General features: G+C 74.6%; 27 protein-coding genes. 11 read left to right on the forward strand and 16 right to left on the reverse strand.

Annotated elements, in window-relative coordinates; translation table 11 throughout:
• Positions 1-356: 356 nt before the first annotated feature.
• From DT076_RS07250 to DT076_RS07310, 14 genes are all read right to left on the reverse strand, one after another.
• The gene (locus DT076_RS07250) at positions 357-1,124 is read right to left on the reverse strand and encodes an ABC transporter permease (RefSeq protein ID WP_114125974.1); all 768 of its coding nucleotides are present in this window, start codon (positions 1,122-1,124) and stop codon (positions 357-359) included.
• Positions 1,121-1,894 (reverse strand): ABC transporter permease, encoded by a 774-nt coding sequence (locus DT076_RS07255; protein WP_199539020.1) that lies wholly within the window; start codon positions 1,892-1,894, stop codon positions 1,121-1,123. Before DT076_RS07255 ends, DT076_RS07250 begins: the two co-directional genes overlap by 4 nt.
• The gene (locus tag DT076_RS07260; RefSeq protein WP_114125975.1) at positions 1,891-2,793 is read right to left on the reverse strand and encodes an ABC transporter ATP-binding protein; all 903 of its coding nucleotides are present in this window, start codon (positions 2,791-2,793) and stop codon (positions 1,891-1,893) included. Before DT076_RS07260 ends, DT076_RS07255 begins: the two co-directional genes overlap by 4 nt.
• Positions 2,794-2,881: 88 nt before the next feature.
• The gene (locus tag DT076_RS07265) at positions 2,882-3,547 is read right to left on the reverse strand and encodes a response regulator (RefSeq protein ID WP_267896809.1); all 666 of its coding nucleotides are present in this window, start codon (positions 3,545-3,547) and stop codon (positions 2,882-2,884) included.
• A complete protein-coding gene (locus tag DT076_RS07270; protein ID WP_114125976.1) occupies positions 3,544-4,713 on the reverse strand; it encodes a sensor histidine kinase in 1,170 nt (389 codons plus the stop codon). The genes DT076_RS07265 and DT076_RS07270 overlap by 4 nt, the downstream gene beginning before the upstream one ends.
• Before the next feature lie 107 nt (positions 4,714-4,820).
• On the reverse strand, positions 4,821-5,180 hold the full coding sequence (locus DT076_RS19600; RefSeq protein ID WP_199539021.1) for a MarR family winged helix-turn-helix transcriptional regulator: 360 nt from the start codon (positions 5,178-5,180) through the stop codon (positions 4,821-4,823).
• Positions 5,177-5,608 carry a hypothetical protein gene (locus DT076_RS19605; RefSeq protein WP_199539022.1) on the reverse strand — a complete coding sequence of 144 codons (432 nt, stop codon included), beginning with the start codon at positions 5,606-5,608 and terminating at the stop codon, positions 5,177-5,179. Before DT076_RS19605 ends, DT076_RS19600 begins: the two co-directional genes overlap by 4 nt.
• Positions 5,609-5,721: 113 nt before the next feature.
• Positions 5,722-6,960, reverse strand: a complete 1,239-nt coding sequence (locus tag DT076_RS07280) for a four-carbon acid sugar kinase family protein (protein WP_114125978.1) — start codon at positions 6,958-6,960, stop codon at positions 5,722-5,724.
• A gap of 10 nt (positions 6,961-6,970) precedes the next feature.
• Positions 6,971-7,741: an SDR family NAD(P)-dependent oxidoreductase gene (locus DT076_RS07285; RefSeq protein ID WP_114125979.1), complete on the reverse strand. Its 771-nt coding sequence runs from the start codon at positions 7,739-7,741 to the stop codon at positions 6,971-6,973.
• Positions 7,738-8,784, reverse strand: a complete 1,047-nt coding sequence (locus DT076_RS07290; RefSeq protein ID WP_114125980.1) for a 3-hydroxyacyl-CoA dehydrogenase family protein — start codon at positions 8,782-8,784, stop codon at positions 7,738-7,740. The genes DT076_RS07285 and DT076_RS07290 overlap by 4 nt, the downstream gene beginning before the upstream one ends.
• A gap of 38 nt (positions 8,785-8,822) precedes the next feature.
• Complete coding sequence (locus tag DT076_RS07295; protein WP_114125981.1) at positions 8,823-9,767, reverse strand: sugar phosphate isomerase/epimerase family protein; 945 nt, start codon at positions 9,765-9,767, stop codon at positions 8,823-8,825.
• A gap of 303 nt (positions 9,768-10,070) precedes the next feature.
• Positions 10,071-10,787 carry a GntR family transcriptional regulator gene (locus tag DT076_RS07300; RefSeq protein WP_114125982.1) on the reverse strand — a complete coding sequence of 239 codons (717 nt, stop codon included), beginning with the start codon at positions 10,785-10,787 and terminating at the stop codon, positions 10,071-10,073.
• Positions 10,784-11,635 (reverse strand): triose-phosphate isomerase family protein, encoded by an 852-nt coding sequence (locus DT076_RS07305; RefSeq protein ID WP_114125983.1) that lies wholly within the window; start codon positions 11,633-11,635, stop codon positions 10,784-10,786. The genes DT076_RS07300 and DT076_RS07305 overlap by 4 nt, the downstream gene beginning before the upstream one ends.
• Before the next feature lies 1 nt (position 11,636).
• On the reverse strand, positions 11,637-13,361 hold the full coding sequence (locus DT076_RS07310) for a dihydroxyacetone kinase family protein (RefSeq protein ID WP_114125984.1): 1,725 nt from the start codon (positions 13,359-13,361) through the stop codon (positions 11,637-11,639).
• A 146-nt stretch (positions 13,362-13,507) separates the two neighbouring features.
• Here DT076_RS07310 and DT076_RS07315 point away from each other — a divergent pair, with 146 nt between their 5' ends.
• Positions 13,508-13,690: a hypothetical protein gene (locus DT076_RS07315; protein ID WP_233493732.1), complete on the forward strand. Its 183-nt coding sequence runs from the start codon at positions 13,508-13,510 to the stop codon at positions 13,688-13,690.
• 10 nt (positions 13,691-13,700) lie between these two features.
• Here DT076_RS07315 and DT076_RS07320 read toward each other — a convergent pair whose 3' ends face one another.
• Both DT076_RS07320 and DT076_RS07325 read right to left on the reverse strand, forming a co-directional pair.
• Positions 13,701-14,321: an RES family NAD+ phosphorylase gene (locus tag DT076_RS07320; RefSeq protein WP_158548073.1), complete on the reverse strand. Its 621-nt coding sequence runs from the start codon at positions 14,319-14,321 to the stop codon at positions 13,701-13,703.
• The gene (locus DT076_RS07325; RefSeq protein ID WP_114125986.1) at positions 14,318-14,830 is read right to left on the reverse strand and encodes a hypothetical protein; all 513 of its coding nucleotides are present in this window, start codon (positions 14,828-14,830) and stop codon (positions 14,318-14,320) included. Before DT076_RS07325 ends, DT076_RS07320 begins: the two co-directional genes overlap by 4 nt.
• A gap of 280 nt (positions 14,831-15,110) precedes the next feature.
• On the opposite strand from DT076_RS07325, the gene DT076_RS07330 reads away from it, so the two are divergent.
• From DT076_RS07330 to DT076_RS07375, 10 genes are all read left to right on the forward strand, one after another.
• Positions 15,111-15,758 carry an SAF domain-containing protein gene (locus DT076_RS07330; protein WP_114125987.1) on the forward strand — a complete coding sequence of 216 codons (648 nt, stop codon included), beginning with the start codon at positions 15,111-15,113 and terminating at the stop codon, positions 15,756-15,758.
• 1 nt (position 15,759) lies between these two features.
• The gene (locus tag DT076_RS07335; RefSeq protein ID WP_114125988.1) at positions 15,760-16,545 is read left to right on the forward strand and encodes a hypothetical protein; all 786 of its coding nucleotides are present in this window, start codon (positions 15,760-15,762) and stop codon (positions 16,543-16,545) included.
• The gene (locus DT076_RS07340; RefSeq protein ID WP_114125989.1) at positions 16,542-18,023 is read left to right on the forward strand and encodes a CpaF family protein; all 1,482 of its coding nucleotides are present in this window, start codon (positions 16,542-16,544) and stop codon (positions 18,021-18,023) included. The genes DT076_RS07335 and DT076_RS07340 overlap by 4 nt, the downstream gene beginning before the upstream one ends.
• Positions 18,020-18,901 (forward strand): type II secretion system F family protein, encoded by an 882-nt coding sequence (locus tag DT076_RS07345; RefSeq protein WP_114125990.1) that lies wholly within the window; start codon positions 18,020-18,022, stop codon positions 18,899-18,901. Before DT076_RS07340 ends, DT076_RS07345 begins: the two co-directional genes overlap by 4 nt.
• Complete coding sequence (locus tag DT076_RS07350) at positions 18,898-19,806, forward strand: type II secretion system F family protein (protein ID WP_114125991.1); 909 nt, start codon at positions 18,898-18,900, stop codon at positions 19,804-19,806. The genes DT076_RS07345 and DT076_RS07350 overlap by 4 nt, the downstream gene beginning before the upstream one ends.
• 75 nt (positions 19,807-19,881) lie before the next feature.
• Positions 19,882-20,061 carry a hypothetical protein gene (locus DT076_RS07355; protein ID WP_114125992.1) on the forward strand — a complete coding sequence of 60 codons (180 nt, stop codon included), beginning with the start codon at positions 19,882-19,884 and terminating at the stop codon, positions 20,059-20,061.
• Positions 20,058-20,435 carry a TadE family protein gene (locus DT076_RS07360; protein ID WP_114125993.1) on the forward strand — a complete coding sequence of 126 codons (378 nt, stop codon included), beginning with the start codon at positions 20,058-20,060 and terminating at the stop codon, positions 20,433-20,435. Before DT076_RS07355 ends, DT076_RS07360 begins: the two co-directional genes overlap by 4 nt.
• Positions 20,432-20,878, forward strand: coding sequence for a TadE/TadG family type IV pilus assembly protein (locus DT076_RS07365; RefSeq protein WP_114125994.1), 447 nt, complete (start codon positions 20,432-20,434; stop codon positions 20,876-20,878). Before DT076_RS07360 ends, DT076_RS07365 begins: the two co-directional genes overlap by 4 nt.
• Positions 20,875-23,967, forward strand: a complete 3,093-nt coding sequence (locus DT076_RS20230; protein ID WP_147264094.1) for a LysM peptidoglycan-binding domain-containing protein — start codon at positions 20,875-20,877, stop codon at positions 23,965-23,967. The genes DT076_RS07365 and DT076_RS20230 overlap by 4 nt, the downstream gene beginning before the upstream one ends.
• An 89-nt stretch (positions 23,968-24,056) precedes the next feature.
• Positions 24,057-25,394: a serine hydrolase domain-containing protein gene (locus tag DT076_RS07375; protein ID WP_233493734.1), complete on the forward strand. Its 1,338-nt coding sequence runs from the start codon at positions 24,057-24,059 to the stop codon at positions 25,392-25,394.
• Positions 25,395-25,646: the final 252 nt, after the last annotated feature.

The following is a 25,646-nucleotide window of genomic DNA, read 5'->3' on the forward strand; positions in this document are numbered from 1 at the left end:
GCGACCGACCTCGAGCGGGCCGCAGCGGGGATCGGCCGGGCGGTCGAGGCCTACCATGCTGGCCGACCGCTTGCCGGCAGCTACCTCGCCCTGGCCTCGGTCATCGGCGAGCTGTACGCGGCCGGGCCGGCGATGGAGACCCACCCAGGCCGCCGCCGCCGGCGCCCGGATCAACGCCATGCTGCCGAGCGCGGTACCGGCACGCACCTCAGCGGTCCGGGCGAGGACCACATCTGCCGCTGGGCCTGGACGCGCTGGACGGCCTGGCACCGCTCGACCCGACCACCCGCCGGGCACAGCGACCTGTTCTTCATCTGCGACGCCGCCCGGCTGGTGCGCGGCACCGGTCAGATCGGTCAGACGCGGACGTCGCGGCGTTCCTGGAAGCGGGTGGCCAGCGCCACCACCAGCAGCGTGAGGACGGCGCTGGCGCAGACGATCGCCAGCGACCCGCCGGCGGTGAGCTGGCCGCTGTCGCCGAACGTCCCGGTGGCCAGCTGGGTGGCCCGGGCCGTCAGCGCGTGCGGCAGCACGAAGATCACCCCGCCGAGCTCGGCCGCCAGCGCCACCGCGGCGATCCCGGCGCCGACCAGGGCGACCGCGACCGGCGCGGCGAAGGAGCGGAACGCCATCGACAGCGCCGACTGGACGGCGGCCACCGGCAGCACGGCGACCACCAGCAGCGCGGTGACCACCAGGTAGCGCGGGGGCAGCAGGCCCGGCAGCCCGAACAGCAGCTTGCCGGTCACCACGACCGCGACCAGCAGCACCAGCTGCATGACCGCCCCGAGCAGGGCGATCGCCAGCGTCTTGGCCAGCACGATCCGCAGCGTCGGCACCGGGGTGCTCATCAGCGCGTTCCAGTTGCCGCCGCGGTGCTCCGGGCGCCACACCAGCGAGGCGAGGATGCCCAGACCGAGGGTGAGCGGGAACAGCCCGTAGAAGACGACCGAGCGCAACCACAGGGTGTGCCAGCCGTCGGCCAGCTGCTGCTGGGAGACCAGCGTCATGAACGAGCCGGCGAAGACCATCACCAGGGGCAGCAGCACCACGATGCTCCAGCTGAGGGAGCGCTTGAGCTTGCCGAGCTCGGTGCCGAGGACGGCGCTGAGGGACGGGGTCATGACCGGGCCTCCTGACGGTCGAAACGGCTGGTGACGAGGACGAACAGGGCAGCGGCCAGCCCGACCAGGACGAGCACGCTGGGGTAGGACGGGGCCGTCGTGACGAGGTGCTCGCCCTCGTAGCCGGCGACGGCGACCAGCGAGTAGTAGCCCCACGGGGTGGCGTGGGCGAACCAGGCCGGGAAGCCGGAGCCGAAGACGGCGACCACCGTGCCGAGCAGGCCGATGCCCAGGGCGACCAGCTGGTTGTCGACCTTCGCCGAGAGCACCAGGTGCAGCGCCAGCACGACGAGGTTGACCGCCAGGCTGGTGACGGCGAAGCCGGCCCACAGCCCGACCGGCACCGGGGCGTCGATACCGGCGAGCCGGCCCAGCGCCCAGACAGCCAGGTGGGTGACCACGGTGGCGGCGACGACCACCGTGGCGGCGGTGAGCAGCTTGGCCCGGCAGAGCGCGCCGGGGGTGACGCCGCTGGTCGAGCCCAGCAGCCACCCGTTGCCCTGGTGCTCGATGTCGACCATCCGGCTGGCCACCACCGCGAGCAGCAGCGGGGACACCATCGGCACCGCCAGCGACAACCCGGCCAGCGGGACGTCCCAGGTGCGGGTCGCCGGGTCGGCGAACTCGGTGCTGGTGACGGTGCTCAGCAGGGTCAGCGCCACCGTGCCCAGCACCATCAGGCCGGCGACCAGCCCCACCCGCAGGTGGCGCAGCTTGGCGAACTCGTTGACGACGACCGGACCGGTCGCCCCGACCGTCACGGCGCTCACAGCCGACCTCCCGCGGTCAGGGTCATGAAGACGTCCTCCAGGGACTGCTCCTCACGACGGACGCCGTAGATGGGTGCGCCGGCGCCCACCAGGTCAGCGACCACCCGGGCGGTGACGCGGTTGTCGATGCCGCCGATGCGCAGGCTGCCGCCGTCCACCCGGGTGGTGAGCCGGCCGTCCAGCACGGCGCTGGCGTGGCGCGGCTCGGGGGTGTCGATGAGGACGTCGGGGACGGCCGCGGCGAACAGCTGCTCGCGCGAGCCCTGGAACAGCAGCCGACCCTCGGCGAGGATGCCGAAGTGGTCGGCGGCCTTGTCGATCTCCCCGAGCAGGTGGCTGGAGACCATCACGGTGACGCCGCGGGCGGCGAGCCGGCGCAGCAGCTCGCGGATCTCCTCGATGCCGGCGGGGTCGAGCCCGTTGGTGGGCTCGTCGAGGATGAGCAGCCGCGGTTCACGGGCCAGCGCCATCGCGATGCCCAGCCGCTGCTTCATGCCGAGGGAGTAGTTGGCGACCTTCTTGTCCAGCTGCTTGTCCAGCCGGACGGCCTGCACCGCGCGGTTGACCTGGGCCTCGTCCAGCCCGAGGGAGCGCTGCACGAGCCGCAGGTTCTCCCCGCCGGTGAGGTGGCCGTAGCCGGGCGGGGCCTCGATCAGCGAGCCGATCCGGGCCAGCTGGCGGCGTCGGGTGCGGCGGTTCATCGGCTCGCCCATGATGTGCACCTCACCGGCCGACGGCTGGACCAGCGAGAGCAGCATCTTCATGGTCGTCGACTTGCCCGAGCCGTTCGGGCCCAGGAAGCCGTAGACGCAGCCCTGGGGGATCCGCAGGTCGAGGCCCTGGACGACGGCCTGTCTCCCGTAGCTCTTCGTCAGGTTGACGGTGGTGACGGTGTCCATGGCTCCACCCTGCCGAGCGGCGGCCGCCGGATCGTCACTCCTCAGGGTGATCTTCGGCGTCCTACCCAGGTATGACGCCGACGCGGCCTCAGCGGCCGACCAGCCCGCTGCGGAAGGCCAGCACGACGGCCTGGGTGCGGTCGCGCAGCCCCAGCTTGGCGAGGATCCGCCCGACGTGGGTCTTGACCGTGACCTCCTCCACGCTGAGCCGTTCGGCGATCTCGGCGTTGCTGAGGCCCTCGGCGACGAGCAGCAGCACCTCGTGCTCGCGGGCGGTGAGGTCGGCCAGCCGGCGCCCGGAGGGGTCGCGCGGGGGGACCGGGCGCGGGTCGGGGCCGGCGAAGTGCTGCAGCAGGCGGCGGGTGGTGCTGGGTGAGACCACCGCGTCGCCGGCGTGCACGTGCCGGATCGCGGCGAGCAGCTCCGGCAGCGGGGTGTCCTTGACGAGGAACCCGCTGGCGCCGGCCTGCAGCGCGTCGTAGACGTGCTCGTCGAGGTCGAAGGTGGTGAGCACCAGCACCCGCGGGCCGTCCTGCCGGGTGATCTCGCGGGTGGCCTCGACGCCGTTCATCCCCGGCATCCGGACGTCCATCAGCACGACGTCGCAGTCGAGGCGGGCCAGCAGCTCCAGCGCGGCCCGGCCGTCCCCGGCCTCGCCGACCACCTCGATCCCGGGCTGGCCGTCGAGCACCATCCGCAGCCCGCTGCGGACCAGCTCCTGGTCGTCGACGAGGACGACGCGGACGGCGCTCACCGGGCGCTCCCGGTCGGCACCGTCGCGTGGACCTGGAAGCCGCCGCCGGGCCGGGCGCCGGTGCGCAGGGTGCCGCCGAGCGCGGTCACCCGCTCCCGCATCCCGACCAGGCCGTGCCCGGTGCCGGTGCCGTCGGGGCGAGGACCGGCGCCGTCGTCGGCGACCGTGACGGCGACCTCGTCCGGGCTGTGGTGCAGGGTCACCTCGACCCGGCTGAGCCCGGCGCCGGCGTGCTTGCCGACGTTGGTCAGCGCCTCCTGCACCACCCGGTAGACCACCAGCTGCAGGCTGCTGCGCAGCGGCGGCGCCTCGCCCTGCACGCTCAGCGTGACCGGCAGCCCGGTCTCGCGGGCCCGTCCGACCAGAGCGGGCAGGGCGTCCAGTCCGGGCAGGGGGCTGGCGGCGGCGTCCCCGGTGTCGCGGAGCACGCCGAGCATCGAGCGCATCTCCTGCATCGCCTCCCGGCTGGTGTCACGGACCTTGAGCATCGCCGCCTCCGCCTGCGCCGGGTCGCGGTCGACCTGCCGTGCGGCCCCCTCGGCGAGCAGACCGATGGCGCTGAGGCTGTGGGAGACGATGTCGTGCAGCTCGCGGGCGATCCGGGTGCGTTCGGCGGCGGCGGCCATCTCGGCCTCGACGGCGCGGGACCGCTCCAGCTGCTCGGCGCGCAGCCGCAGGCTCTCCACGTACTGGGCGCGGGTGCGGGCCAGGGTGCCGGTCAGCCACGCCACCGCGACCACCATCAGCAGCAGCACCAGGTCGAAGACGGACAGGAAGTACTCGCCGAGCCGCGTCCCGACCGCCCACACCACCCAGCCGGCGACCAGCAGCGCGGCACCGGCCGACCACGGCCACAGGTGCCGGCGGGCGACGCCGTAGAGGGCGAGGGCGAGCATCACGTCGGCCACCAGCAGCGGCACCCCGGCCAGCTGCTGGACGACCGCCACCGCCAGGACGGTCGCGAAGACGGCCCGGGGGTGGCGACGGCGCAGCACGTAGGGCGCGCAGAGCCCGACCGGCACGAGCAGCGCCCACACCGGACCGGTCAGCCCCTGCACGGGCAGGTTGTAGGCGAACACCCCGAGGGCGACCAGGGCGTCCAGCACCACGGGGGACAGCGCTGCCCGCGAGGTGGCGGCCGGGTGGCGCGTCTCCTCGGCGGTCATGGCCTCTGCTCACCTGCCTGGTCGCGGGCACCTGCGGGGACGGACCCCATGCTGGCAGACCGGGCCGGCCCGCTCCCGCCACTCGCTCCACCCGGTGTCGTCCGGGGTCATCGTCCGCCGTCGTGCTCGGCCGCGGCCGGTCGGACCGGCCCCCGGGCCGACCGCACGATCTGCTCGAGACGCCGCAGGTAGGCGTCGAAGGACCGCCGTCCCTGCTCGCTGAGCGCGATCCGTCGCACCCGCTTGTCGGTCGGGGCGTTCGTGACGACGACGATCCCCGCCTCGGCCAGGGCGGACACGTGCTTGGACAGCGCCGACTTGCTCACCCCGACGAGGCGGAGCAGCGCGGAGAACTCGACGTACTCGGCGGGGGCGAGGGTGGCCAGCAGCGTCAGCCGCGCCGGCTCGTGCAGCAGCGGGTCGAGGCGGGTCGACGCCCCCTCGGGGTCGTCGGCCTCCGCGCTCACCGCGTCCTCCCGCGCGCACCCGCCCCGGTGCTCGCGAGACGCTGGAAGCCGGCCCGGCAGACGACCAGGACCACGACGGCGGCGGCGAGCGCGCTGCAGGTGTGGGGGGCGGGCCAACCCGCCGCACGCACGGCGAGCTGGACGCCGAGGTAGGCCACCACGGCCAGCACCGCGCCACCGACGACCAGTGCGGAGCCGACCCGGTCCGACCAGTCCAGCCGGGGGCGCAGGGCTCGTGCTCCCCACAGCCCCGCCACGCCGAGCGCGACCAGCCCCGACAGCCAGACCAGGCCCAGGTCGACCACCACGCCGACGGCCAGCACGGCGGCGGCGACGACGGCTGCGGTGAGCCATGCCCCGCTCCTGGCCGACAGACGGGTCGACCGGTCGGTCCGGGCGAGACGGGCGGCTGCTTCGTCGCTGTCCACGGGAGCTCCTTCCAGCAGTTGTTTCCTGAGAAGAAACTACCGGTTGGTTTCCCCAGAGGCAACCACTGTGCCGCAGACGCCGGTCGTGGCGTGGCGATCGGTCCGTCGGGTGCTCAGGCGCCGACGGCGCGGAGGGCGGCGTCCAGGGTGTCGTCGTCGCCGACGTTGCCCGGCACCACCACCTGGACGACCTCGCGGCCGGTGGGGGTGGTCAGCTGCCACACCGAGACGCCGGGCAGCACCTGCCCGAGCACCCGGGCGCTGGTCGCGCCCAGCCCGGAGCCGGCGACGTCGGCGCCGGTGATGCCGCCCTTGGTCACCACGACGTCGACCTCGTCACGCAGCCGCTGCACGACCGAGACCAGCACCTCCATCACCGAGCGGCCGTGGGCCAGGGTGTCGTGCTCGGCCCGGCGCACCCGCTCGCTGGCGACGGCGGCGAACCCGTCGGCCAGGGCGGGCGCGACCTCGGCCACCAGCCGCGCGGCCTCGGCGGGGCTGTCGGTCAGCGCCCGGTCGGTGTCGACCACGGCGGCCGCGGCGCGTGCACCGCCGGTGGCGCGCTCGAGCTGGCGGGTGGCGGCGCCGGTGTGGGAGCCGCAGACCAGCAGCGTCCGGCCCGGCCCGGCGACGGGAACGTCCAGCAGCCCGCGGCTGGTCACCCCGGCCACGGCGGCGGCGATGGGCGCCCCGCCGCGGACCACCAGCGCCCGCTCGGACCAGGTGCGGCGGACGGCCGCGGCCAGCCGCTGGATGTCGGTGTCGTCGACGACGTCGGGCAGCAGCACCTGCCCGTCGGTGGCGTCGGTGAGCACCCGGAGGAGCACGTCCTGCTCGCCGCGGACCACCTCCAGCGGGATCCGCACCGGTTCGCGGTCGGACTTCTCGCGCACGTAGTCGGGCAGGAACCCCGAGGCGAAGCCGAACACCGGGTCGGCGGCGAACTCGGTCTGCTCGGCCGGGACGTCCTGCCCGGCGATCCGCACCCGGTGCACACCGTCGGCGGTCGTGCGTCCGCCGGCGGGGAAGGCCGGCACGAACAGCAGCGGGGCCGACGGGTCGACGGCGGCGGCCTCGGCGAAGACGTGCCCGCGCAGGGTGGAGTCGCCGCGCAGCAGCAGGTGCACCCGCTCACCCAGCCGCCGTCCGGCCTGCTCGGCGGCGTCGGCGATGTCGCGGACCAGCCGCACCGCGGTGTCCTCGTCGACGGCGCGGGTGTTGGTCAGCAGGTAGGCGGCGTCGGCGTCGGTGAGGGCGTCGGCGATGGTGTCGGCGTCCCAGCGCAGCAGCACGGTGACGTCGGTGGCGGACTGGGTGCCGGTGGGATCGTCGTCGAGGACCAGGACCTTCATCGCGGCCCTCCTAGTGCATGTAGAGGCCGCCGTCGACGTTCAGGGTCTGCCCCGTCACGAAGCCGGCGTCCTCGCTGATCAGGTAGGCCACCGCGGCGGCGACGTCGCGCGGGGTGCCGATCCGCGGCAGCACGCCGTCGGCGGCCATCGCGGCCTTGCGCTCCTCGGTGAGGGTGCCGCCCATGATGTCGGTGTCGACGGGCCCGGGGGAGACGGCGTTGGCCGTCACCCCGTACGGCCCGAGCTCGCGGGCGATCGAGCGGATCAGCCCGACCACGCCGGCCTTCGCCGCCGAGTAGGGCGTCTTGGAGTAGGTGCCGCCGCCGCGCTGGGCCGACACCGAGGAGACCCCGACGATCCGGCCGACCCCGGAGGCGACGAACGACTCCGCCGCCCGCTGCACCACCCAGTGGGTGCCGGTGAGGTTGATCGACTGCACCCGGTGCCACTCGGCGGCGTCCACCTCCAGGTAGGGCACCGGGGAGGAGACGCCGGCGTAGGCGACCACGGCCACCAGCTGGGGCAGCTGCTGCTCCAGCTGGTCGACGGCGGCCCGGACGGCCTCGCGGTCGGCGACGTCGGCGCCCGCGCCGGCCGCCTGCACCCCGTGCTGCTCGGCCACCTCCGCGGCGGTGGCGGCGGCCTGCTCGGCGTCGAGGTCGATGATGCCGACGTGCCAGCCCGCCGCAGCCAGGTGGTGGGCGGTGGCCCGTCCGATACCGCGCGGGGAGGCGGCCCCGGTGAGCAGGACGGTCCGCTGCTCGGGGAAGGCCGGGTTCACGACCCCTCGCCGCCGCGGGTCTGCTGCTCGGGGGCGACCGACACGTCGGCCTCGTTCGGCTCCTCGGGCTGGATGGGTGCCGGGCCGAGCTCGGCGAGCAGCTGCTGCATCCGGACGTAGGCCCGGTTGCGGTAGGCGACCAGCTCGGGCACCCGGTCGGCCGGGACGTCGAGGAAGCCGCCGCCCGTCTTCGCGCCGTACTTGCCCTGGGCGACCAGCTCGGCCAGTGCGGTCGGGGTGGCGAAGCGCTCGGGCCAGCGGGTCTGCAGCGACTCGTAGCAGAACTGGTAGACGTCCAGACCGGCCATGTCGGCGATCGCGAACGGGCCGAAGAACGGCAGCCGGAAGCCGAAGGTGGTGCGGACGATGGTGTCGACGTCCTCGGCGCTGGCGACGCCCTCCTCGACCAGCTGGCTGGCCTCGGAGAACAGCGCGTACTGCAGCCGGTTGAGCACGAAGCCGGTGGAGTCCTTGACCCGGGCGGTCTGCTTGCCGGTGGCGGTGACGATCTCCTCCACGACCGGCAGCACGGCGGGGTCGGTGCCCTCGTGCGGGATCAGCTCGACGCCGGGGATGAAGGGGGCGGGGTTGGAGAAGTGCACGCCGAGGAACCGCTCGACCCCGGTGACGCCCTCGGCCAGCCGGCTGATGAGGATGGTGGAGGTGTTGCTACCGATGATCGCCTGCGCGTCGGCGGCGGCGCAGATCCGGCCGAGGGTGGCGTGCTTGATCTCGATCTTCTCCGGCACCGCCTCCTCGACGAAGGAGGCTTCGGCGACCGAGTCCTCGATCGAGGGCGCCGCGGTGACCCGGGCGGCGATGGTGTCGGGAGCGCCCTCGGGCATCAGCCCGTCGGCGACGAACTGGCCGGCCTCGGTGATGAGGCGCTCGCGGTTGGCGGTGGCGACCTCGGCGCTGACGTCGCTGATCCGGACGTCCGCGCCGGCCAGGGCGAGGACCTGGGCGATGCCGCCGCCCATGTAGCCGCTGCCGACGACGGCGACGGTGCGGCCCTGCAGGGGGGACTGGGTGGTGCTGCTCATGGTGGGTTCCTCTCCGGTGCTGTGCGGGGTGCGTCCGCTCAGCGCGGCAGCAGGGTCTTCAGGTAGCGCATGTTGGTGGCGCAGACGCCGAGGCTGTCCCCGCCGTACTGCTCCATCAGGAACGGGCCGCGGAAGCCGAGCGCGACGGCGTCGCGGACCACCTCGCGGTAGTTGATCAGGCCGAGCTCCATGCTCGTCGGGGTGGCGGTGAACCAGGAGCCGTCGCCGGCCTCGTCGCGGATGTAGTTCTTGACGTGCCAGTAGTTGGCGTAGGGCAGCGTCTTGGCGTGCATCTCGCGCCAGTCCTCGATCGGGCGGTGCAGCCGGACCAGGTTGCCGATGTCGGGGTTGAGCCCGACGTTGTCCAGCCCGATCTCCTGCACCAGCTGGACGGCGCTGTCGGCGGTGCCGAGGTAGGTGTCCTCGTACATCTCCAGCGACATCGGCAGGCCGACGCTGGCGCAGTGCTCACCCAGCTCGCGGAGCCGGCTCACGCACAGCGCGCGGGTCTCGGCGTCGTCGGGGTCCTTCCAGCCCGGGGCGGTCCAGAACCACAGCGCCTTGGCCTGGGCCTCGCTGAACGGGTGGTGCAGGCCGGTGGAGAAGACGCTCATGCCGAGCGCGGCGGCGGCGTCGATGCTGCGGTGCGCGTAGGCGAGGTTGCGCTCGCCCTCGGTGGGGTGGATGACGCTCTGCCGCTGCACGTGCACGGAGATGATCTCGACGCCGTGCTGCTTCGCCACCGCGAGCAGCTCCTCGCGGCGGGACTCCTCGAGGTCGGCGGGGCGGATGTGGTTGTCGGCGATCTCCAGGGCGGTGAAGCCGAGGTCGGCGACCTCGGCGAGCACCTCGTCCCAGCGCTCGACCGGGGCGTCGTGCAGCGGGGCGGCGCCGGGCCGGGCGAAGCCGTGCATGCAGACGGCGATCGGCCAGGTGTCGGCGGTCAGGTCGCCGGTGTCGGCGCTGGTCGGGGCTGTCGTCATCGACTCGTCCTCACGTCAGGCGGGTGGCGCTTCGATCCTGGATCCTATAGGAAGCGGGGAGGGTGTCAACCGGCCGTCCATGGCGTCCGGCTCGACCGTGCCCCCGTGCTGCCCTCTTCACACACCTACGCGCACCGGCACCCACGCTGCAGCCGGTGTGCCGGTGCACGACGGTGTGTGCGGCTGGCTGGCGATCCGCCCTTCACACACCTTCGCGCGCCGGCACACATGCTGCAGCCGGTGTGCCGCTGCGCGACGGTGTGTGCGGTCGGGGTGCGGCGGGCGCGGGGATGGGGCAGTCGGTCAGCCGCGACGGGCCTGCGCGAGTGAGCGGGTGCGGACGCCGACGATGTGGCGCTCCATCGCCTGCTCCGGCGTCAGCTCACCCAGCCCGCGGAAGGCGTCGGCGACGGCGGCGTGCTCGGCCACCGCCTCGTGGACGTCGGTGACGCCGCGCAGGGCGCTCTGCCGCATCCGGTGCAGCTGGGCGCCGAGCGACTCCGACATGCCGACCAGGTAGCGGTTGCCGCAGGCGCGGAAGACCACGGCGTGGAAGTCGGTGTCGGCGGCGAAGTACTCGGTGGTGAGCGCCAGGTCGACGCGGCCGGCGTCCAGCGCCTCGACCACCCGCTCACCGGCCTCGCGGTGGCGCTGCTGGGCCTCGCCGAGCTGGGCGACCAGGTCCGGGCCGGCGGGGGTGGCGAGGCGGGCGGCGGCGGTCTCGAGCACCAGCCGGGCCTCGAACAGCTCCGCCAGCTCCTCGCTGCCCAGCGGCGGGGCGACGCGGTAGCCCTTGAGCGCCTCGCGGGTGACCAGCCCGGTCCGCTCCAGGTGCACCAGGGCCTCGCGCACCGGGGTGGGGGAGACATCGAGCTGGCGGGCGATGGTGTCGATCGCCAACCGGGCCCCGGGCTCGACCTCGCCGCTGAGCAGCAGCTCGAGGATCAGCTCGTAGACGTGGTCGCGCAGCCCCCGGCGCTCGACGCCGCGGCGGGGGGCCGGGTGGGACGGCATGGTCATCGGGGGGCCCGCGCCGGTGGTGCGTCGCCGTCGCCCGGCCGGCCGGCGTCGGCGTCCGTCCCGTCGAGGCCCGTCCCCGGGTCGAGGTCCAGCACCTCGTCCAGGATCGCCGTGACCGCGGCCGGGTCGTGGGCGAACCGGCCGAGGAACATGCCGTCGACGCCGGCGGCGATCCGGGGCAGCAGACCGGGCCCGGCGCTGCCGCCGTAGATGATCCGTCCGGGCAGGTCGGTGTCGGCACGCAGGCGGGGACGCAGCGCCCCGGTGACGACGACGACGTGCTCAGCCGACGCGGGTTCAGCGGCCCCGATCGCCCACACCGGCTCGTAGGCGACCACCAGCTGGCCGGTCAGCCCCGCCTCGCGCGCGGGGGCGAGGGCGGAGGCGATCTGGGCGGCGACGACCTCGGCGGCCCGGTCGGCCTCCATCCGGTCCTCCTCGCCGACGCAGAGCACCGGGGTGAGCCCGTTGCGCAGGGCGGCGGTGGTCTTGGCCGCCACCACCTCCTCGGTCTCGCCGTACAGCCGGCGCCGCTCGGCGTGACCGACCTCGACCAGGGTGCAGCCGAGCTCGGCCAGGACGGCCCCGCTCACCTCACCGGTGTAGGCGCCCTCGTCGTGCTCGGCCAGGTCCTGGGCGCCGATCGCGACCAGCCCGCCGCCGGCCGACCCGGCGACGGTCTCCAGCGCCTCGGGGATGGAGGGGAACTGGGGCAGCGCGAACAGCTCGACCCGGCCGTCGCTGACCGCGGGGTGCTGGCGGGCGGTCTCGGCGACCGCCCGCAGCCACTCCAGCGTCCGGGCGTGGGAGAAGTAGGTCTTGAAGCTGCACCCGAGCAGGAGCGGCACGTCAGCCCCAGAGTGTCTGGTGCGCGGTGCGGACCACCATGGCGAAGGAGACCGCACCAGGGTCCGGGGTGCCGACGCTCTTCTCGCCGTGGGAGCGGGCCCGGCCCAGCTTGGCGGTGAGCTCCTTGGTGCCCTCGGCCGCCTCGTGCGCGGCGGTGGCGGCGGCGTCCCAGGCGGTGCCGAGGTCGTCGCCGGCCTCGACCCGCTCGTCGAGGGTGCGGACGAAGGGGACGATGGCGTCGACCATGGTCTTGTCCCCGACCGAGGCGCCGCCGGCCTTCTCCACCGCCTCCTCGGCCGCGCGGACGGCCGCCGCGACGGCCCGGGCGTCGAGGGCGTCGGTGTCACCGACGGCCTGGCCGAGGGCGTCCAGCATGGCCGCCCAGATGGCCCCGGAGGTGCCGCCGCCCTTGTCGCCCCAGGCGTCGGCGGCCTTGCGCAGGGTGGAGCCGGCGCCGGCGCCGCGGCCGACGGCGTCGCGGGCGGCGTCCTTGGCGGCCCGGCCGCCGCGCTGCATGCCGATGCCGTGGTCGCCGTCGCCGGCGATCCGGTCGATCCGGCCCAGCTCATCGGCCTGCTCGTCCAGCAGGGTGGCGACGGCGTCGAAGACCCGGGCCACCTGCTCGGCGTGCTGCTTCGACTCCTCGCTGCCCTCGGTCACCTCGTCCGCGCCGGCGGCCTTGGCCTGCAGCTCCTCGGCGCTGACGGTGTGCTGGCCGCTCACCTGCCCGCGGCGGAAGGCCGGGGTGTCGCAGGGCGCGGTCCACAGCTGCTCGAGCTCCTCGTCCAGCCAGAGCAGGGTGAGCGAGCAGCCGGCCATGTCGAAGCTGGTGCAGAACTCGCCGACCTCAGGGTCGACGACGACCGCGCCGGCCTCGGTGAGGAGGCGGTGCACGCCGCGGTAGACGACGAACAGCTCCTCGTACTTCACGGTGCCCAGGCCGTTGAGGATCGGCACCACCCGGGCGCCGGCGAGGTCGACGCCGTCGGGCACCTCCTCCAGCAGCTTGGAGACGAACAGCTCGGCCAGCTCCTCGGCGGTGGGGACGTCGGTCTCGTCGATGCCGGGCTCGCCGTGGATGCCCAGCCCGATCGCCATCCGGCCCGGCGGCACGTGGAACAGCGGCTCCTTCGCCCCGGGCAGCGTGCAGCCGTCGAAGGCGACGCCGAGGGAGCGCATCCGGTCGTTGGCGCGGCGGGCGACGGTCTCCACGGCGTCGAGGTCGTAGCCGGCCTGGCAGGCCGCCCCGGCCACCTTGAACACGACGAGGTCGCCGGCGATGCCGCGACGCTTCTCCTTCTCCTCCGGGGGCGCGCTCCAGATGTCGTCGGTGGCGAGCACGGTGCGGCAGTCGATGCCGTCGGCGCGCAGCCGCTCGGCGGCGGCGTCGAAGTTGAGGACGTCCCCGGCGTAGTTGCCGTAGCTGAAGACGACGCCCTTGCCCTGGTCGGCGGCCAGCGCGACCGAGTGCACCTGCTGGGTGGAGGGGGAGGCGAAGAGGTTGCCCATCGCGGCGCCGTGGGCCAGCCCGGGGCCGACCAGACCGGCGAAGGCGGGGTAGTGCCCCGACCCGCCGCCGACCACCAGCGAGACGGTCGGTTCGTCACCCCGGGTGCTGCGGACCACCCCGCCGGGGACGGCCCGGACCCAGCGTCCGTTGGCGGCGACGAAACCCTCCACCAGCTCGTCGCGGAAGTCGTCGGGGTCGTTGAACAAGCGCGTCATCGCGGTCTCCCTCGCGTCGTCGGACTGCGGCGATCCTATAGGAAAGTGGATCGGCGTGGGTGGTCGGTGCGATGAGTTGTCGGTCGGCGCAGGGTCAGAGCCGGTGGCGCTGGCGCCGGGTCGGCGTCCGGACGGAAGGAGGACGCATGGGCAAGCTCGTCTACTCGATGATCACCTCACTCGACGACGAGTACCACCTGTTCACCACGACCACCGTGGTCGGCGGCGGCAAGCGGTTCCTCCCCGACGGCGCCCGGCTCGACCTACAGCTGGTGGAGGAGCACACCTTCGGCAGCGGGCTGCGCTACGCCCGGTACCGGACGCGCTGAACCGGGCGGGTCAGCTGGGCGGGAGGACGTCCACGTGCAGCGGCGCGCAGGTGTCGATGAGCCAGTCGAGCCCGGGTCCGGCGTGGAAGTACCGCCCGAAGCAGACGTCCTGCACGACGGCGTCCCCGGCCCGGTCCCCGAAGAGGACGACCGCGCGCGAGTCGTTGCAGAGCCGCGACGTCCACGCCAGCCCGTCGAAGCCCGCCCGGTGCGCGGCCTCGGCCCACCGGACGGTGCGGGGGTACTCGCTGCTCGGGGTGTCGGTGAGCTGGCTCGCCTCGACGCGCAGGCGTCGCTGCAGCCCGAGCCCGCGCAGGGAGGCCAGCCGCAGGTCGCGGGTGATCAGGAGCCGACCCATCACCACCTGGGTGTAGGCGTCGCTGGTCAGCAAGCCGCCCGTGACGGGGATGTCGTGCAGCAGGGTCTCGGTGAGCGCGGCCGTCGCGGTGTCGGCGGCGTAGAGCACCGGGACCGGCGGATCACCGAAGAAGGCGAACCGGCTGCCCGAGCCGACGCCCGGGTTGAACGTGTGCAACGGACGCCGGGTGCTGCCCACCCGGTAGAGCGCCGTCCCGGCCGTCAGGACCTCCTCGGCGGCGTCGAACGGATCCGGTGGCGGCGGTGTCGTCACCACTGCACCCCGAACGCCTCCCGGGCGACGGACAGCAGGCGGTCGGGGTCGTCGATGACGTCGACGGGCCGGAGACCGTCGAGGTAGGTGGTCGGCGCCATCAACCACTGGACCAGGCCGGCCTCGCTCCGTTCGTGCTCCTCGCCGAGGGCGATCAGCGCCGCGACCACCGGACGGGCCCCGTGGTCGTCGAACTGGAACCCGGGGAAGAGGTCGTAGCGGCCCCGCCGCAGGGCGAGCAGCTGCCCGTCACGTCGGGCCGACAGCGCGAGGTTGCGAGCCGCCTTCGAGCGGGAGCCCAGCCGGCGTCCCGCCTCCGCGCTGGTCAGCAGCCCGAACTCGTCGGCGATCCGCTGGTACAGGCCCTCCTCGGCCTGCACGGCACGGGCGAGGGCCGGGCTGGCGCGGACGTGCGCCGCTTCGATCGCCGCACCGAGCGCTGCGACCGTGCGTCGGGTGCGGACCACCTCGTCGGCCATCTCCCGGGCGATCTCCGCTGCGCTCGTCATCCGACCACCTCCGCTGACAGCGTACCTGGCGATCCACGGCCCGCGCACTCCTCGCACGTGACGGTCCGTCGCTGGAGGCGTGCAGCCCTACCACCACCGGGTTGACCGCCAGCTGCGCCATCCCACGAACTTGTGCACAGATCCGATCCAGACTCTGGTCAAGGCGCCAGCAGCCGTGGTTGTCTCGGACGCGTCACCACCCCCTGGGAGCACGAGAGGCAGTGCCGTGTCGACGGTCATGAGGAGCTCGCCGACGGAGTCCGGGCCACCCACCGGCCCGGTGCCAGGGCCGCCCGAACGCCGCGCGCCCGACGTCGCCAGCCTGGAGCGCGGTCAGCACCAGCTGCGCGCCCGACGATCGCCCCGCTGGATCGCGGCAGGCGTGCTCGCCATCTGCCTCGGCGGCATCGGCGCGGTGCTGCTCTACAACGGTGCGGTCACCTCCGAGCAGGTGCTGCGGGTGAACTCCGCCGTCGCCCGCGGTGAGGTGGTCGAGGCCGGCGACCTCGGACCGGTCACCGTCGGCTCGCTGCCCGGGGTCTCGACCGTGCCGGCCGAGCAGCTCGACGAGCTGGTCGGCCAGCACGCCCTGGTCGACCTCCCCGCCGGCTCGCTGGTGCCCGCCGGCGGGGTCGGTGCACCGGCGGTCGCGGAAGGGACGGTGCGGATGGGCCTGTCGCTGGCGCCGGGACGGCTGCCCAGCCAGACGCTGACGCCCGGCGACCGGGTGCTGCTGGTCCCGGTGCCGGGCCCCGACGACTCCTCCTCCGACCTGGGCTCGGCGGTCCCGGCCGTGCTCGACAGCGCACCGGAGACCGCGCCCGACGGAGTCGCCAGCCTCGTCGACGTCACCGTCGACAGCGCGGCCAGCGAGCGGGTCGCCCGGCTGGCCGCCACCGACCGTCTCGTGCTGGTGCGGGCGGGCTGACATGGCACTGGTGGTGCTGGCTGCGGCGGCGGGAGCGCCGGGCGTCACCGCCACCTCGGTCGGCGTCGCGCTGCTCTGGCCGCGGGACGTGCTGCTGGTCGACGGTGACCGGGACCCGTCCCAGGCGGTGCTGGCCGGGTTCCTGCAAGGCGCCGACGGCCGCGGCCGCGGGCTGGTCGAGCTGGCGCGTGCCCACCGCGAGGGGCGTCCGCTGGAGCAGGAGGTGCTGCACCACACCCTCGAGCTCGCCGGCGACCAGCACCGGCGCCGGCTGTTCCTGCCCGGGTTCACCCATCCCGGCACCGCCCGGCTCTTCTCCCGGGTGTGGGCCGACCTGGCCCGATCGCTGCAGAACCTCGACACCGCCGGCTTCGACGTGGTGGTCGACGCCGGCCGGATCGGTGCGGAGGGCCTGCCTCCCGAGTTGGTTTCGGCGGCCGACGCGGTGGTGGTGCTCACCCGGTCGACGCTGCGCTCCCTGGCGGCGACCCGGCTGTACCTGCCCGAGCTGGCCGAGACCACCGCGCTCAGCAGGGGTCAGCTGGGGCTGGTGCTGGTCGGTGAGGGCCGGCCCTACGGCGCCCGCGAGATCGCGCAGCAGTTCCGGCTGCCGGTGTGGTCGGTGGTCGAGGACGACCCGGCGGCCGCCGCGGTGTTCTCCGACGGTGCTGCCCATCCGCGGCGCTTCGGCCAGTCCGGCTACGTCCGATCGCTCCGTCAGACCGCCGAGACGCTGTCGGGCATCGTCTCCCGCTCGCGCGACCTGGTGACGGGGGCGCCGCGGTGAGCCACCCGTCCCTGCACTCGGTTCCGCTGTTCCGCGACGGCGCCGCGCCGCCGGACGCCGGACCGCCCGGTCCCGCCTCGCCCCGCTCGCCGCGGCTGACCTTCAGCGCCGAGGAGGTGGCGGCCAGCCCCGCGCACGCCGCCGCCCGCGCCGCCGCCCCGGTGGACTGGGGTCTGGTGGTGCTGCTGCGACGGCAGGCCTCGACCGAGATCGCCGAGCAGTCCCGCCAGCACGCCGAGGCCTCCGGACGCCCGATGCCCGAGGTCGACCGCCGTCTGATGGGGCGGGCCACCATCCGCTCGATCGTCCGCCGCCACGCCGAGCAGCTCAGCGCGCTCGGTCAGGAGCTGTGGCCGATCGAGGTCGAGCGGCGCTACGCCTCGGCGGTCGAGGACGCCGTCTTCGGCTACGGCCGGCTGCAGCCGCTGTTCGACCTGCCCGGGGCGGAGAACATCGAGATCCACGGCTGCGACTCCGTGCAGGTGCAGTACGGCGACGGCCGGCGCGTGCCGCACCCACCGGTCGCCGACAGCGACGAGGAGCTGGTCGAGGCCGTCCGCTTCCTCGGCGAGATGGCCAGCCCGAGCCGGCCCTTCGACGACGCCCACCCGACCATGACGCTGGCGCTCGGGCACCGCTTCCGGCTGCACGCGATCGGCTTCGGGCTGGCCCACCGGCCCTCGGTGACCATCCGTCAGCACCTGCTCACCGACGTCACCCTGCCCCAGCTGTGCGACACCGGGCTGATGCCCGACGAGGTCGGCGCCTTCCTGCACGCGGCCGTCCTGGCCCGCAAGTCCGTGGTCATCTGCGGCGACCAGGGCGCGGGCAAGACGACCCTGCTGCGGGCGATGGTCTCCTCGATCCCCAGCAGCGAGCGGTTCGGGACGATCGAGACCGACTACGAGCTGCTGACCCACCTGCTGCCCGGACGGCAGAACATGTTGGCCCTCCAGGCCAAACCGGGCCTCGGGGAGGTGGTGGACGGCCGCCGGCTCGGCGAGTTCACCGTCTCCGACCTCATCCCCGAGGCGCTGCGGCAGAACCTGGCCCGGCTGGTGATCGGCGAGGTGCGCGGCGGTGAGGCGGCCGCCATGTTCGAGGCCATGCAGGCCGGGCCGGGCTCGCTGAGCACCACCCACTCCCGATCGGCGGCCAGCACCATCGACCGGCTGGCGTCCCGGGTCGCCCAGGGCGGGGTGCTCGACATCGACGAGGCCTACCGCCAGATCGCGCACAACGTCGACCTCCTCGTCCACGTCAGCCTGTCCGACGACTCCTGGCGCGGCGGGGTGCGCACCCGCCGGATCAGTGAGATCCGCCAGCTCACCGGGGCCATCGAGGGCGGCCGGCCCAGCACCCACCTCGTCTACTCCGCCAGCGGCGCCGGCGCCTTCTTCCAGCCCGAGCCGGACTTCATGAGTGAGCTGGCACCCTTCCTCGCCACCTGGCGAGCCCGACCCGGGACGCCGACGTGAACGACCTGCTCGCCCTGCTCACCGGCGTCCTCCTGGTGGGCGGGCTGCTGCTGGTCGTCCTGGGCGCCCGGCGCCGGCCGCGACCGCCGCGCCGGGTCCGCGTGCGCGCCGGTGGGGTGGCCACCTGGAGCCGGCTCACCCGTCGTCCGCCCGGACGGGCCGGTCGCCGGCGCGACCTGCTGCTCCTGCTCGGCGTCCTGGCCGGGGCCGCCACCTACCTGGTCACCGGGATCGCGCTCACCCTGGTGCTGGTGCCGGTGGGCGTGATCGGGCTGCCGTGGCTGCTGGCCGACCCCAGCAACCGCGAGCTCGAGCTGCTCCGTGCGCTGGACCGCTGGGTGCGCACCATGACCGCCACGCTGCAGACCGGTCAGTCGGTCCCGGACGCCCTGCGCGGGTCCGTCCGCCAGGCACCCGACCTGCTGGTCGACGACCTCCGGCTGGTCGCCGCCCGGCTCAACGACCGCTGGACGGTGCGCGAGGCGCTGCTGGCGATGGCGGACTCGCTCGACAGCCCGGACGCCGATGCCGTGCTGGCCGCCATGGTGCTGGCTTCCGAACGCGGCGGCACCGGCGTCTCCACCACGCTGCGCGAGCTGTCGGAGTCCACCCAGGACCGGCTGAAGTCGATGCGCGAGGTCGAGGTGGAGCGCGCCAAACCGCGGATCGTGGTGCGCCAGGTCACCGTCATCACCGTGGTGGCGCTGGTGGCGGCGTTGTTCCTGGTGCCCGACTTCTTCCAGCCCTACACCACCCCGCTCGGGCAGGCGCTGCTCGCCGCGCTGCTCGGGGCCTACGCCGGGGCCCTGGTGTGGTTGCGCCGGCTCACCGCGCCGGCGCGGCGGGAGCGCATCCTCACCCCGGAGGTGCTCCGGTGACGCTGCACCTGCAGACCGCGCTGGTCGTGCTCAGCGGCGTCCTCGTCGTCGGGGGGCTGGTGGTGCTCGTCCGCGCACTCGTCCCGGCCACCCCACGGCTGTCGGACGCGCTCGACCTGCTGGCCCTGGACAGCCCGGTGCCGGCCGGGGGACCGAGTGAGAGCGGGGGCGGCGAGCGCTCCCGGCTGGACCGCGTGGGTGCCTGGCTGCACCGACGCTCACCCCAACCGGTCACCGAGCACCAGCTGCAGCTGCTCGAGCTCCGCGGCCAGTCGATCGCGGCCTTCTACTCCGAGAAGCTGGTGATGGCCCTGGTCGGGGCGGCGCTGCCGCTGCTGGTCGGCAGCTGCGCGCTGCTGGTCTTCGGGCTGTCGCTCAGCGTGCCCGTGATCGGGACGGTGCTGGGGCTGGTAATCGGCTGGTTCGTCCCCGACATCGCGCTGCGGCGGGGGGAGCGGGCGAGCCGGGGCGCGGCCAGCGAGGCCCTCTTCACCTACTTCGACCTGGTCGTGCTGGAGCGGCTGGCCAACCGGTCCGGCACCCAGGCGCTGCAGGCGGCGGCGTCGATGTCGAGCAGCCCGCTCTTCCTGCGGATCCAGGCCGCGCTGGAGCGGGCCCGGCTGGAGCAACGACCGCCCTGGCCCGAGCTCAAGCGGCTGGCCGAGCAGCTCGACATGCCCCAGCTGGCCGACCTGGCCGACGTCACCAGCCTGGAGGAGTCCGGGGCGGCGCTCTCCGACACCCTGCGCGCCCGCGTCCGGGAGCTGCGCGACGCCCACCGCAGCGAGCTGACGATCGCGGCGCAGCAGGTCTCGGAGCGGATGTCGGTGGTCATGGTCATCCCGGCCCTGGTGTTCGGCCTGATCTTCCTGGTGCCGCCGCTGCTGCGGCTCATCGGTCCGTAGAAGGCCTGTGCACAACCCGGCAGAACCACCCCCGTCGGTCGGAGATCCCGACAGACTCACCACGAGGAGGAGACCATGACCACCATCTTGAACGCCCTCGTCGGCTTCTGGCTGCAGCCCACCCCGACCAAGGACGAACGCGGGCTGTCCCAGTCCACCGAGAACGCCATCCTGCTGGCCGGTGCCATCGCCATCGCCACCATCGTCGTGACGGCGGTGACCCTCTACGTCCGGGCCAGGATGCCCGAGGCGTGACCAGACCGTCCCGCGGCGAGCGCGGCGTCAGCGAGTCGGTGCAGTGGGCCCTCGTCGTCCCGGTGCTGCTCACCACGTTGCTCGCCGTGATCCAGCTCGGCGTGTGGGTGCACGGCCGCAACACCGTGCGCCACGCGGCGGTGGCCGGCGCCGAGGCCGCCGCGGTGGCTGACAGCAGCGCCTCACGCAGCCGCGCGGAGCAGGCCGCCGGCGAGGTGACCAGAGCCGGTGGGCTGCACTCGGTGCAGGTCCGGGTCCGCAGTACCGACGGCCGGGTCGAGGTGACCACCACCGCGCAGGTCGACCTGGTGGTCGACCTCGGGCTCGGGAGGGTCAGCGGCACGGCCAACGTGCCGAGGGAGCAGCTGACATGACCCCGGCACGGAGCGCCCGGCCGGCCCGCGGAGAGCGCGGCGCGGCCGCCGCCGAGCTCGCCCTCGTCGTCCCCGTGCTCGTGATGGTCATCGGCCTGGTGGTCGCCGGAGGACGGCTCTGGCTCGCCCGGCAGGCGGTGGAGGACGCGGCCGCCGGCGCGGCCCGGGCCGCCTCCCTCGCCCGGAGCCCGGCCGCCGCCCGGCAGGCGGCGCAGGAGGTGGTGCGCAGCAACCTCGGCACCCACGGGCTGGACTGCCTGTCCCTCGACGTCGCGGTCGACCCGTCCGGGTTCGGACGCAGCCCCGGCGCGGGTGGCACCGTCGACGTCTCGGTCTCCTGCACCGTCGGCCTGTCCGACGTCGTGGTGCCCGGGCTGCCCGGGTCGACCGAGCTCACCGCGGACGGACGGTCCGCCCTCGACACCTACCGGGGACGGCGATGAGGGTGGTCCGCGGCCTGGTGGCCCTGCTCGTCCTGCTGGCGCTGCTGGTCGGCGCCCCGTTGCTGCTGGTGGTGGCTGGGCACCTGCCCTCACTCGATCTGGTCGCCCCGACGGAGCTGTGGCGTCGGCTGACCTCGCCCGACGACGGGTCGGCCCTGCTCGTGGTGCTCACCCTCCTCGGGTGGCTCGCGTGGCTGGTGCTGCTGGTGTCGACCCTGGTCGAGAGCGTCGCGATCGCGGCCCGTCGGCCGCTGCGCCTGCCCGGGCTGGCTGTCCCGCGAGGCATGGTCCGCGGGCTGCTGCTGGCCGTGGTGGCGATGGTGGTGACGCCGCAGGTGGCCGGGTCCGCCCAGGCCGAGCCGGTGCTCGCGGTCCAGGCCGGTCCGCAGGCGGGCCCACGGGCGCCGGACCGGCCGGCCGCGCCGGGGGAGAGCCTGCGCAGCAGCGACCACCGTCACGAGGTGGTCGAGGGCGACGACCTGTGGAGCCTCGCCGAGCGCTACTACGGGGACGGCACCCAGTGGCGGCGGATCGCCGCGGCCAACCCGGACCGGCTGACCGGCGGGGCCGACCATCTGCAGGTCGGGTGGCACCTGGTCGTCCCCGGGGTGGCGGAGCCGGGCCAGACCGCGCCGACGGTACGGGTCCGCGAGGGCGACACCCTGAGCTCGCTCGCCGCCACCCACCTCGGCGACCCCGCCCGGTGGGCGGAGCTGCACGCGCTGAACCGTGACGCCGTCCCCGACGCGGACGAGCTGGCGGTCGGCACGGTGCTCGAGCTGCCGGCCGTCGAGGACGACCGCACCGCGGCACCTCAGCGGCCAGCGGAGGAACGCCGTGCGGCGCCGGACGAGGACGCTCCGGACGGCGGCGGGCCCGGTGCGCAGCCCTCACCGCGGCCACCCTCCGCCGAGCCCACGGCGTCCGGGCCTGGCACGCCGACCACCTCCGGCGCACCGACACCGGCCACGCCCGGAGTCGCCCCACCGGGGCCGGGGACGCCAGCCGGGCAGCCGACGCCGGATGCTCCGAGCGGGACGGCGCCGACCTCGGAGGACGCACCGACCACCCAGCCGGGTCCTCCGAGGCCGGTCGCGCCCGAGGCGGAGGACCCCGACGGTGTCACCGCCGACGCGGTCGCCCGGGTCGGTGTGGTCGGCAGCACCGGGGGGCTGCTGGCCGCCGCGCTGGTCGGCGGGTTCGCCTACCGCCGCACGCTGCAGCTGCACGGCCGGCCCCTCGGCCGGGCGCTGCCGCTGCCGTCCCGGCGGGCCAGCACGGTCCGGGCGGCGCTGGCCCAGCACCAGGAGTCGCTGTCGCTGGAGCACCTGCTGTGGGTGCAGCGCCGGGTCGCGGCCCACTGCGCCAGCCGGCAGGAGCCGGTCCCGCCGCTCACGCACGCGGTGGTCGCCCCCGACGCGATCACCCTCGTCCACCGCGGGTTCCTCCCGGCACCCTCGGGCTTCGCGAGCACCAGCGAGCTGCGGCCCGGAGCGGACGGCCCGTCCCGCCGGACCACCTGGACCCTCACCGCCGAGGACTGGCAGGCCCACCGTCACGAGCTCGTCGAGGACGCCAGCGCCGTGGCCTGGCCCAGCCTCGTCTCCCTCGGGCGCACCGATCGCGGGCACCTCCTGGTCTCGCTCACCGACCTCGGCCTCACCACCCTCGCCACCGACGACCCGGAGCTGCTCCGCGCCGCCGGCACCGCCGTGCTGATGGAGCTCGCCTGCAGCCCGTGGGCCGAGCAGCTGACCACCACGGTGCTCGGCGCCGAGGCCGCCGAGTTCGCCCACGCCGCCGACCTCAGCGGGGTCCACGCCGCCACCGGCCTGGACGAGGAGCTCGACCGACTGGAACGACGCTGGCGCGCCCAGCAGCAACGGCCCGGGGTGCTCGCCCTGCACCGCTTCGAGCCCGACGCCGACACCGCCTGGACGCCGGAGGTGCTGGTCCTCGCCGACCCGCCCACCGAGGTCCAGCGGGAGCGGCTGCACGGGCTGGTGCTGGAGGGGGCCCCGGTCGGCGCGGTCCTGCCGGACCCGGCCCGGACGTCGGTCGGGCCCGGGCTGGGCTGCCTGCGCCTGCGACAGGACCGGGCGCGGCTGGAGACCGCCGACGACCCCGTGGTCGAGCTCGTGCCGCAGCTGGTCGGGGTGGAGGTGCGGGAGGCGGTGCTCGAGCTGATGCGGGTCAGCGGGTCGACCGCGACCACACCGGCGTCCTGGTGGGGACCGGCCACCGGCGCCGGCCCCGACGCTGCTGGGGACGAGGACCGGACGGTGGTGCGGCTGCCGGGGAGGGGCTCGCAGGAGAAGGAGGACGATGTGCCCACCAGCGGCGGCGACGCCGATGCGACCAGGCCGCCCACGGTGCTGATGCTCGGCGTGGTCGAGCTGATCGGCGCCCGGGGCACGCCGCCGACGCGGGCGGTCAAGCAGTGCATCGAGTACTGCGCGTGGCTGCTGGAGAACCCGGGGCGCACGGCGCCGGCGATGGCGTCCTCGTTGGTGGTGGCCGAGGGCACCCGGAGGTCCAACATGAGCCGGCTGCGCACCTGGCTGGGCGCCGACGAGGACGGCGAGCCGTACCTGCCCGACGCCTACTCGGGACGGATCTCGCTGCACCCGGCGGTCGGGTCGGACTGGGACGAGCTGCAGGTGCTGGTCGCCGGCGGCGTGCCGCAGGCCCGGACGGACGCCCTGGTCACGGCGCTGCGGATGGTGCGGGGGGCGCCACTGGCCGACGCCGCCCCCGGCCAGTGGGGGTGGGCGGAGGAGATGCGGGTGCAGATGCTGTGCACGATCCGCGACATCGCCCTCGTGCTGACGGACCGGGCGCTGGAGGCGGGCGACCTCGACCTCGCCCGCTGGGCGGCGGCGCGCGCTCTGACGGTGTGCCCCGACGACGAGCGGCTGCTGGTCGCACGGCTGCGCACCGAGCACCGCGCCGGGCACCGTGCTGAGGTGGAACGGATCGCCCGGCGGCTCACCCGCTCGGCCCGGGTGCTCGGGGTGGACCTCGACGGGGACACCGTCCGGGTGCTGCAGGAGGTGCTCGAGGGTCGGCACCGGGCACGGGAGGCCTGAGCGTGGCCGTTCCTGGAGCTGGAGCCGGAGTCGGAGTCGTCGGCTCGTCGCCGACGCGGGTGGGCGCCGATGTCGAGAGGATGGCGCCCATGACTCTCACCCCCGAGCTCGACCGTCTGGTCGCCCGCAGCCAGCGGGAGCACCGCATCCCCAGCCTCACCGTCGCCGTCACCCGCGCCGGGGAGGTGGTCAGCACCGCCAGCGCGGGCACCGTCGACGGCCGCCGCGGCAGCGAGCCGGCCGGCGCCGACACGCAGTACCGGATCGGCTCCATCTCCAAGACCTTCACCGCCGCGTTGGTGCTCCGTCTCCGCGACGAGGGCGTGCTGGCGGTCGAGGACCGGCTCGAGCAGCACCTGCCCGGCACCGCGATCGGCGAGGTCACCGTGGCCCAGCTGCTCAGCCACACCTCCGGGCTGCGCGCGGAGACCGACGCGCCGTGGTGGGAGCGGACCGAGGGCTACCCCTTCGAGCGGCTCGCCCCGCAGCTGCGCCGCGTGCTGCCGGCGGGGGAGCGGCTGCACTACTCGAACGTCGGGTTCGCCGTGCTGGCCGAGGTGGTGGCCCAGCACCGCGGCACCAGCTGGGAGGAGTCGGTGCGCACCGAGCTGCTCGAGCCGCTCGGACTGGCCCGCACCACCGTCCGTCCGAGGGCACCGCACGCCACCGGGCTGGCCCGCCACCCGCACGCCGACCTGCTGCTCACCGAGCCCGAGCACCACCACCACTCGATGGCCGCCGCCGGCCAGCTGTGGTCGACCGTCGGCGACCTCGCGGTGTGGGGGGAGTTCCTCCGCTCCGGCCACCCCGATGTCCTGGCCGCCGAGACGCTGGCCGCGATGCGGCTGCCCCGCGGGTTCAGCGACCTGCCCGGGCAGACCTGGGGCAGCGCCTTCGGGCTCGGCATCCAGGTGACCAACCCCGACGGACGCCGCCGGATCGGCCACGGCGGCTCGATGCCCGGGTTCCTCGCCAACCTCCAGGTCGACGTCGAGAGCGGCCTCGGCGTGGTCGTCCTCACCAACACCACCAGCGGGATGCCACCCACCCTCGGCACCGACATCTGGTCGCTCGTCGACCAGCACCTGCCCCCCGCAGCCGAGCCCTGGTACGCCGACGACACCCAGGCCAGCCTGCTCGACCTCACCGGCACCTGGTACTGGGGGCCGGCGCCTTACGTCCTCGCGCTGCGCGCCGACGGCTGGCTCACCCTCGACCCGGTCGGCGCCGGGCGGGCCTCGGGGTTCCGGCCCGACAGCCCCGACGTCTGGATCGGCACCAGCGGCTACTACGCCGGCGAGCGGCTGCAGGTGGTGCGCCGCGACGGCGTCCCGCACCACCTCGACCTCGCCTCGTTCCGCTTCACCCGCACCCCCTACGACCCCGAGGCCGACCTCCCCGGCGGCGACACCGGCCCCTGGGCCTGACCCGCGTCCTAGACAGCCCTAGAAAGTCCGAGAGCGGCTAGAGAAGCGCAGCTGGCACGTGAGTTCGGAGTTCCCCGGCATCCGATCTCCCGGGGATCCTCATCCAGTGCCCGCTCGGCAGCGGCCGGCTGCCCGCTGACACCACCCACCCTCCGGTTCGAGGTGATGACGGACGGGCAGGTTCAGGAGCCAGCGCAACACCCGATCGGTGGAGGCTGTTGTGGTTGTTGCTGCTGGGGTGAAGGCGCAGGC

This window comes from Desertihabitans brevis (assembly GCF_003327535.1).
Taxonomy (GTDB): domain Bacteria; phylum Actinomycetota; class Actinomycetes; order Propionibacteriales; family Propionibacteriaceae; genus Desertihabitans; species Desertihabitans brevis.

Excerpts from the sequence above, each read along its gene's own strand:
- DT076_RS07250 (WP_114125974.1), bottom strand. The coding sequence starts at position 1,124 with ATGACCCCGTCCCTCAGCGCCGTCCTCGGCACCGAGCTCGGCAAGCTC.
- DT076_RS07260 (WP_114125975.1), bottom strand. The coding sequence starts at position 2,793 with ATGGACACCGTCACCACCGTCAACCTGACGAAGAGCTACGGGAGACAG.
- DT076_RS07270 (WP_114125976.1), bottom strand. The coding sequence starts at position 4,713 with ATGACCGCCGAGGAGACGCGCCACCCGGCCGCCACCTCGCGGGCAGCG.
- DT076_RS07280 (WP_114125978.1), bottom strand. The coding sequence starts at position 6,960 with ATGAAGGTCCTGGTCCTCGACGACGATCCCACCGGCACCCAGTCCGCC.
- DT076_RS07290 (WP_114125980.1), bottom strand. The coding sequence starts at position 8,784 with ATGAGCAGCACCACCCAGTCCCCCCTGCAGGGCCGCACCGTCGCCGTC.
- DT076_RS07295 (WP_114125981.1), bottom strand. The coding sequence starts at position 9,767 with ATGACGACAGCCCCGACCAGCGCCGACACCGGCGACCTGACCGCCGAC.
- DT076_RS07300 (WP_114125982.1), bottom strand. The coding sequence starts at position 10,787 with ATGACCATGCCGTCCCACCCGGCCCCCCGCCGCGGCGTCGAGCGCCGG.
- DT076_RS07310 (WP_114125984.1), bottom strand. The coding sequence starts at position 13,361 with ATGACGCGCTTGTTCAACGACCCCGACGACTTCCGCGACGAGCTGGTG.
- DT076_RS07315 (WP_233493732.1), top strand. The coding sequence starts at position 13,508 with ATGGGCAAGCTCGTCTACTCGATGATCACCTCACTCGACGACGAGTAC.
- DT076_RS07325 (WP_114125986.1), bottom strand. The coding sequence starts at position 14,830 with ATGACGAGCGCAGCGGAGATCGCCCGGGAGATGGCCGACGAGGTGGTC.
- DT076_RS07335 (WP_114125988.1), top strand. The coding sequence starts at position 15,760 with ATGGCACTGGTGGTGCTGGCTGCGGCGGCGGGAGCGCCGGGCGTCACC.
- DT076_RS07355 (WP_114125992.1), top strand. The coding sequence starts at position 19,882 with ATGACCACCATCTTGAACGCCCTCGTCGGCTTCTGGCTGCAGCCCACC.
- DT076_RS07365 (WP_114125994.1), top strand. The coding sequence starts at position 20,432 with ATGACCCCGGCACGGAGCGCCCGGCCGGCCCGCGGAGAGCGCGGCGCG.
- DT076_RS20230 (WP_147264094.1), top strand. The coding sequence starts at position 20,875 with ATGAGGGTGGTCCGCGGCCTGGTGGCCCTGCTCGTCCTGCTGGCGCTG.
- DT076_RS07375 (WP_233493734.1), top strand. The coding sequence starts at position 24,057 with ATGACTCTCACCCCCGAGCTCGACCGTCTGGTCGCCCGCAGCCAGCGG.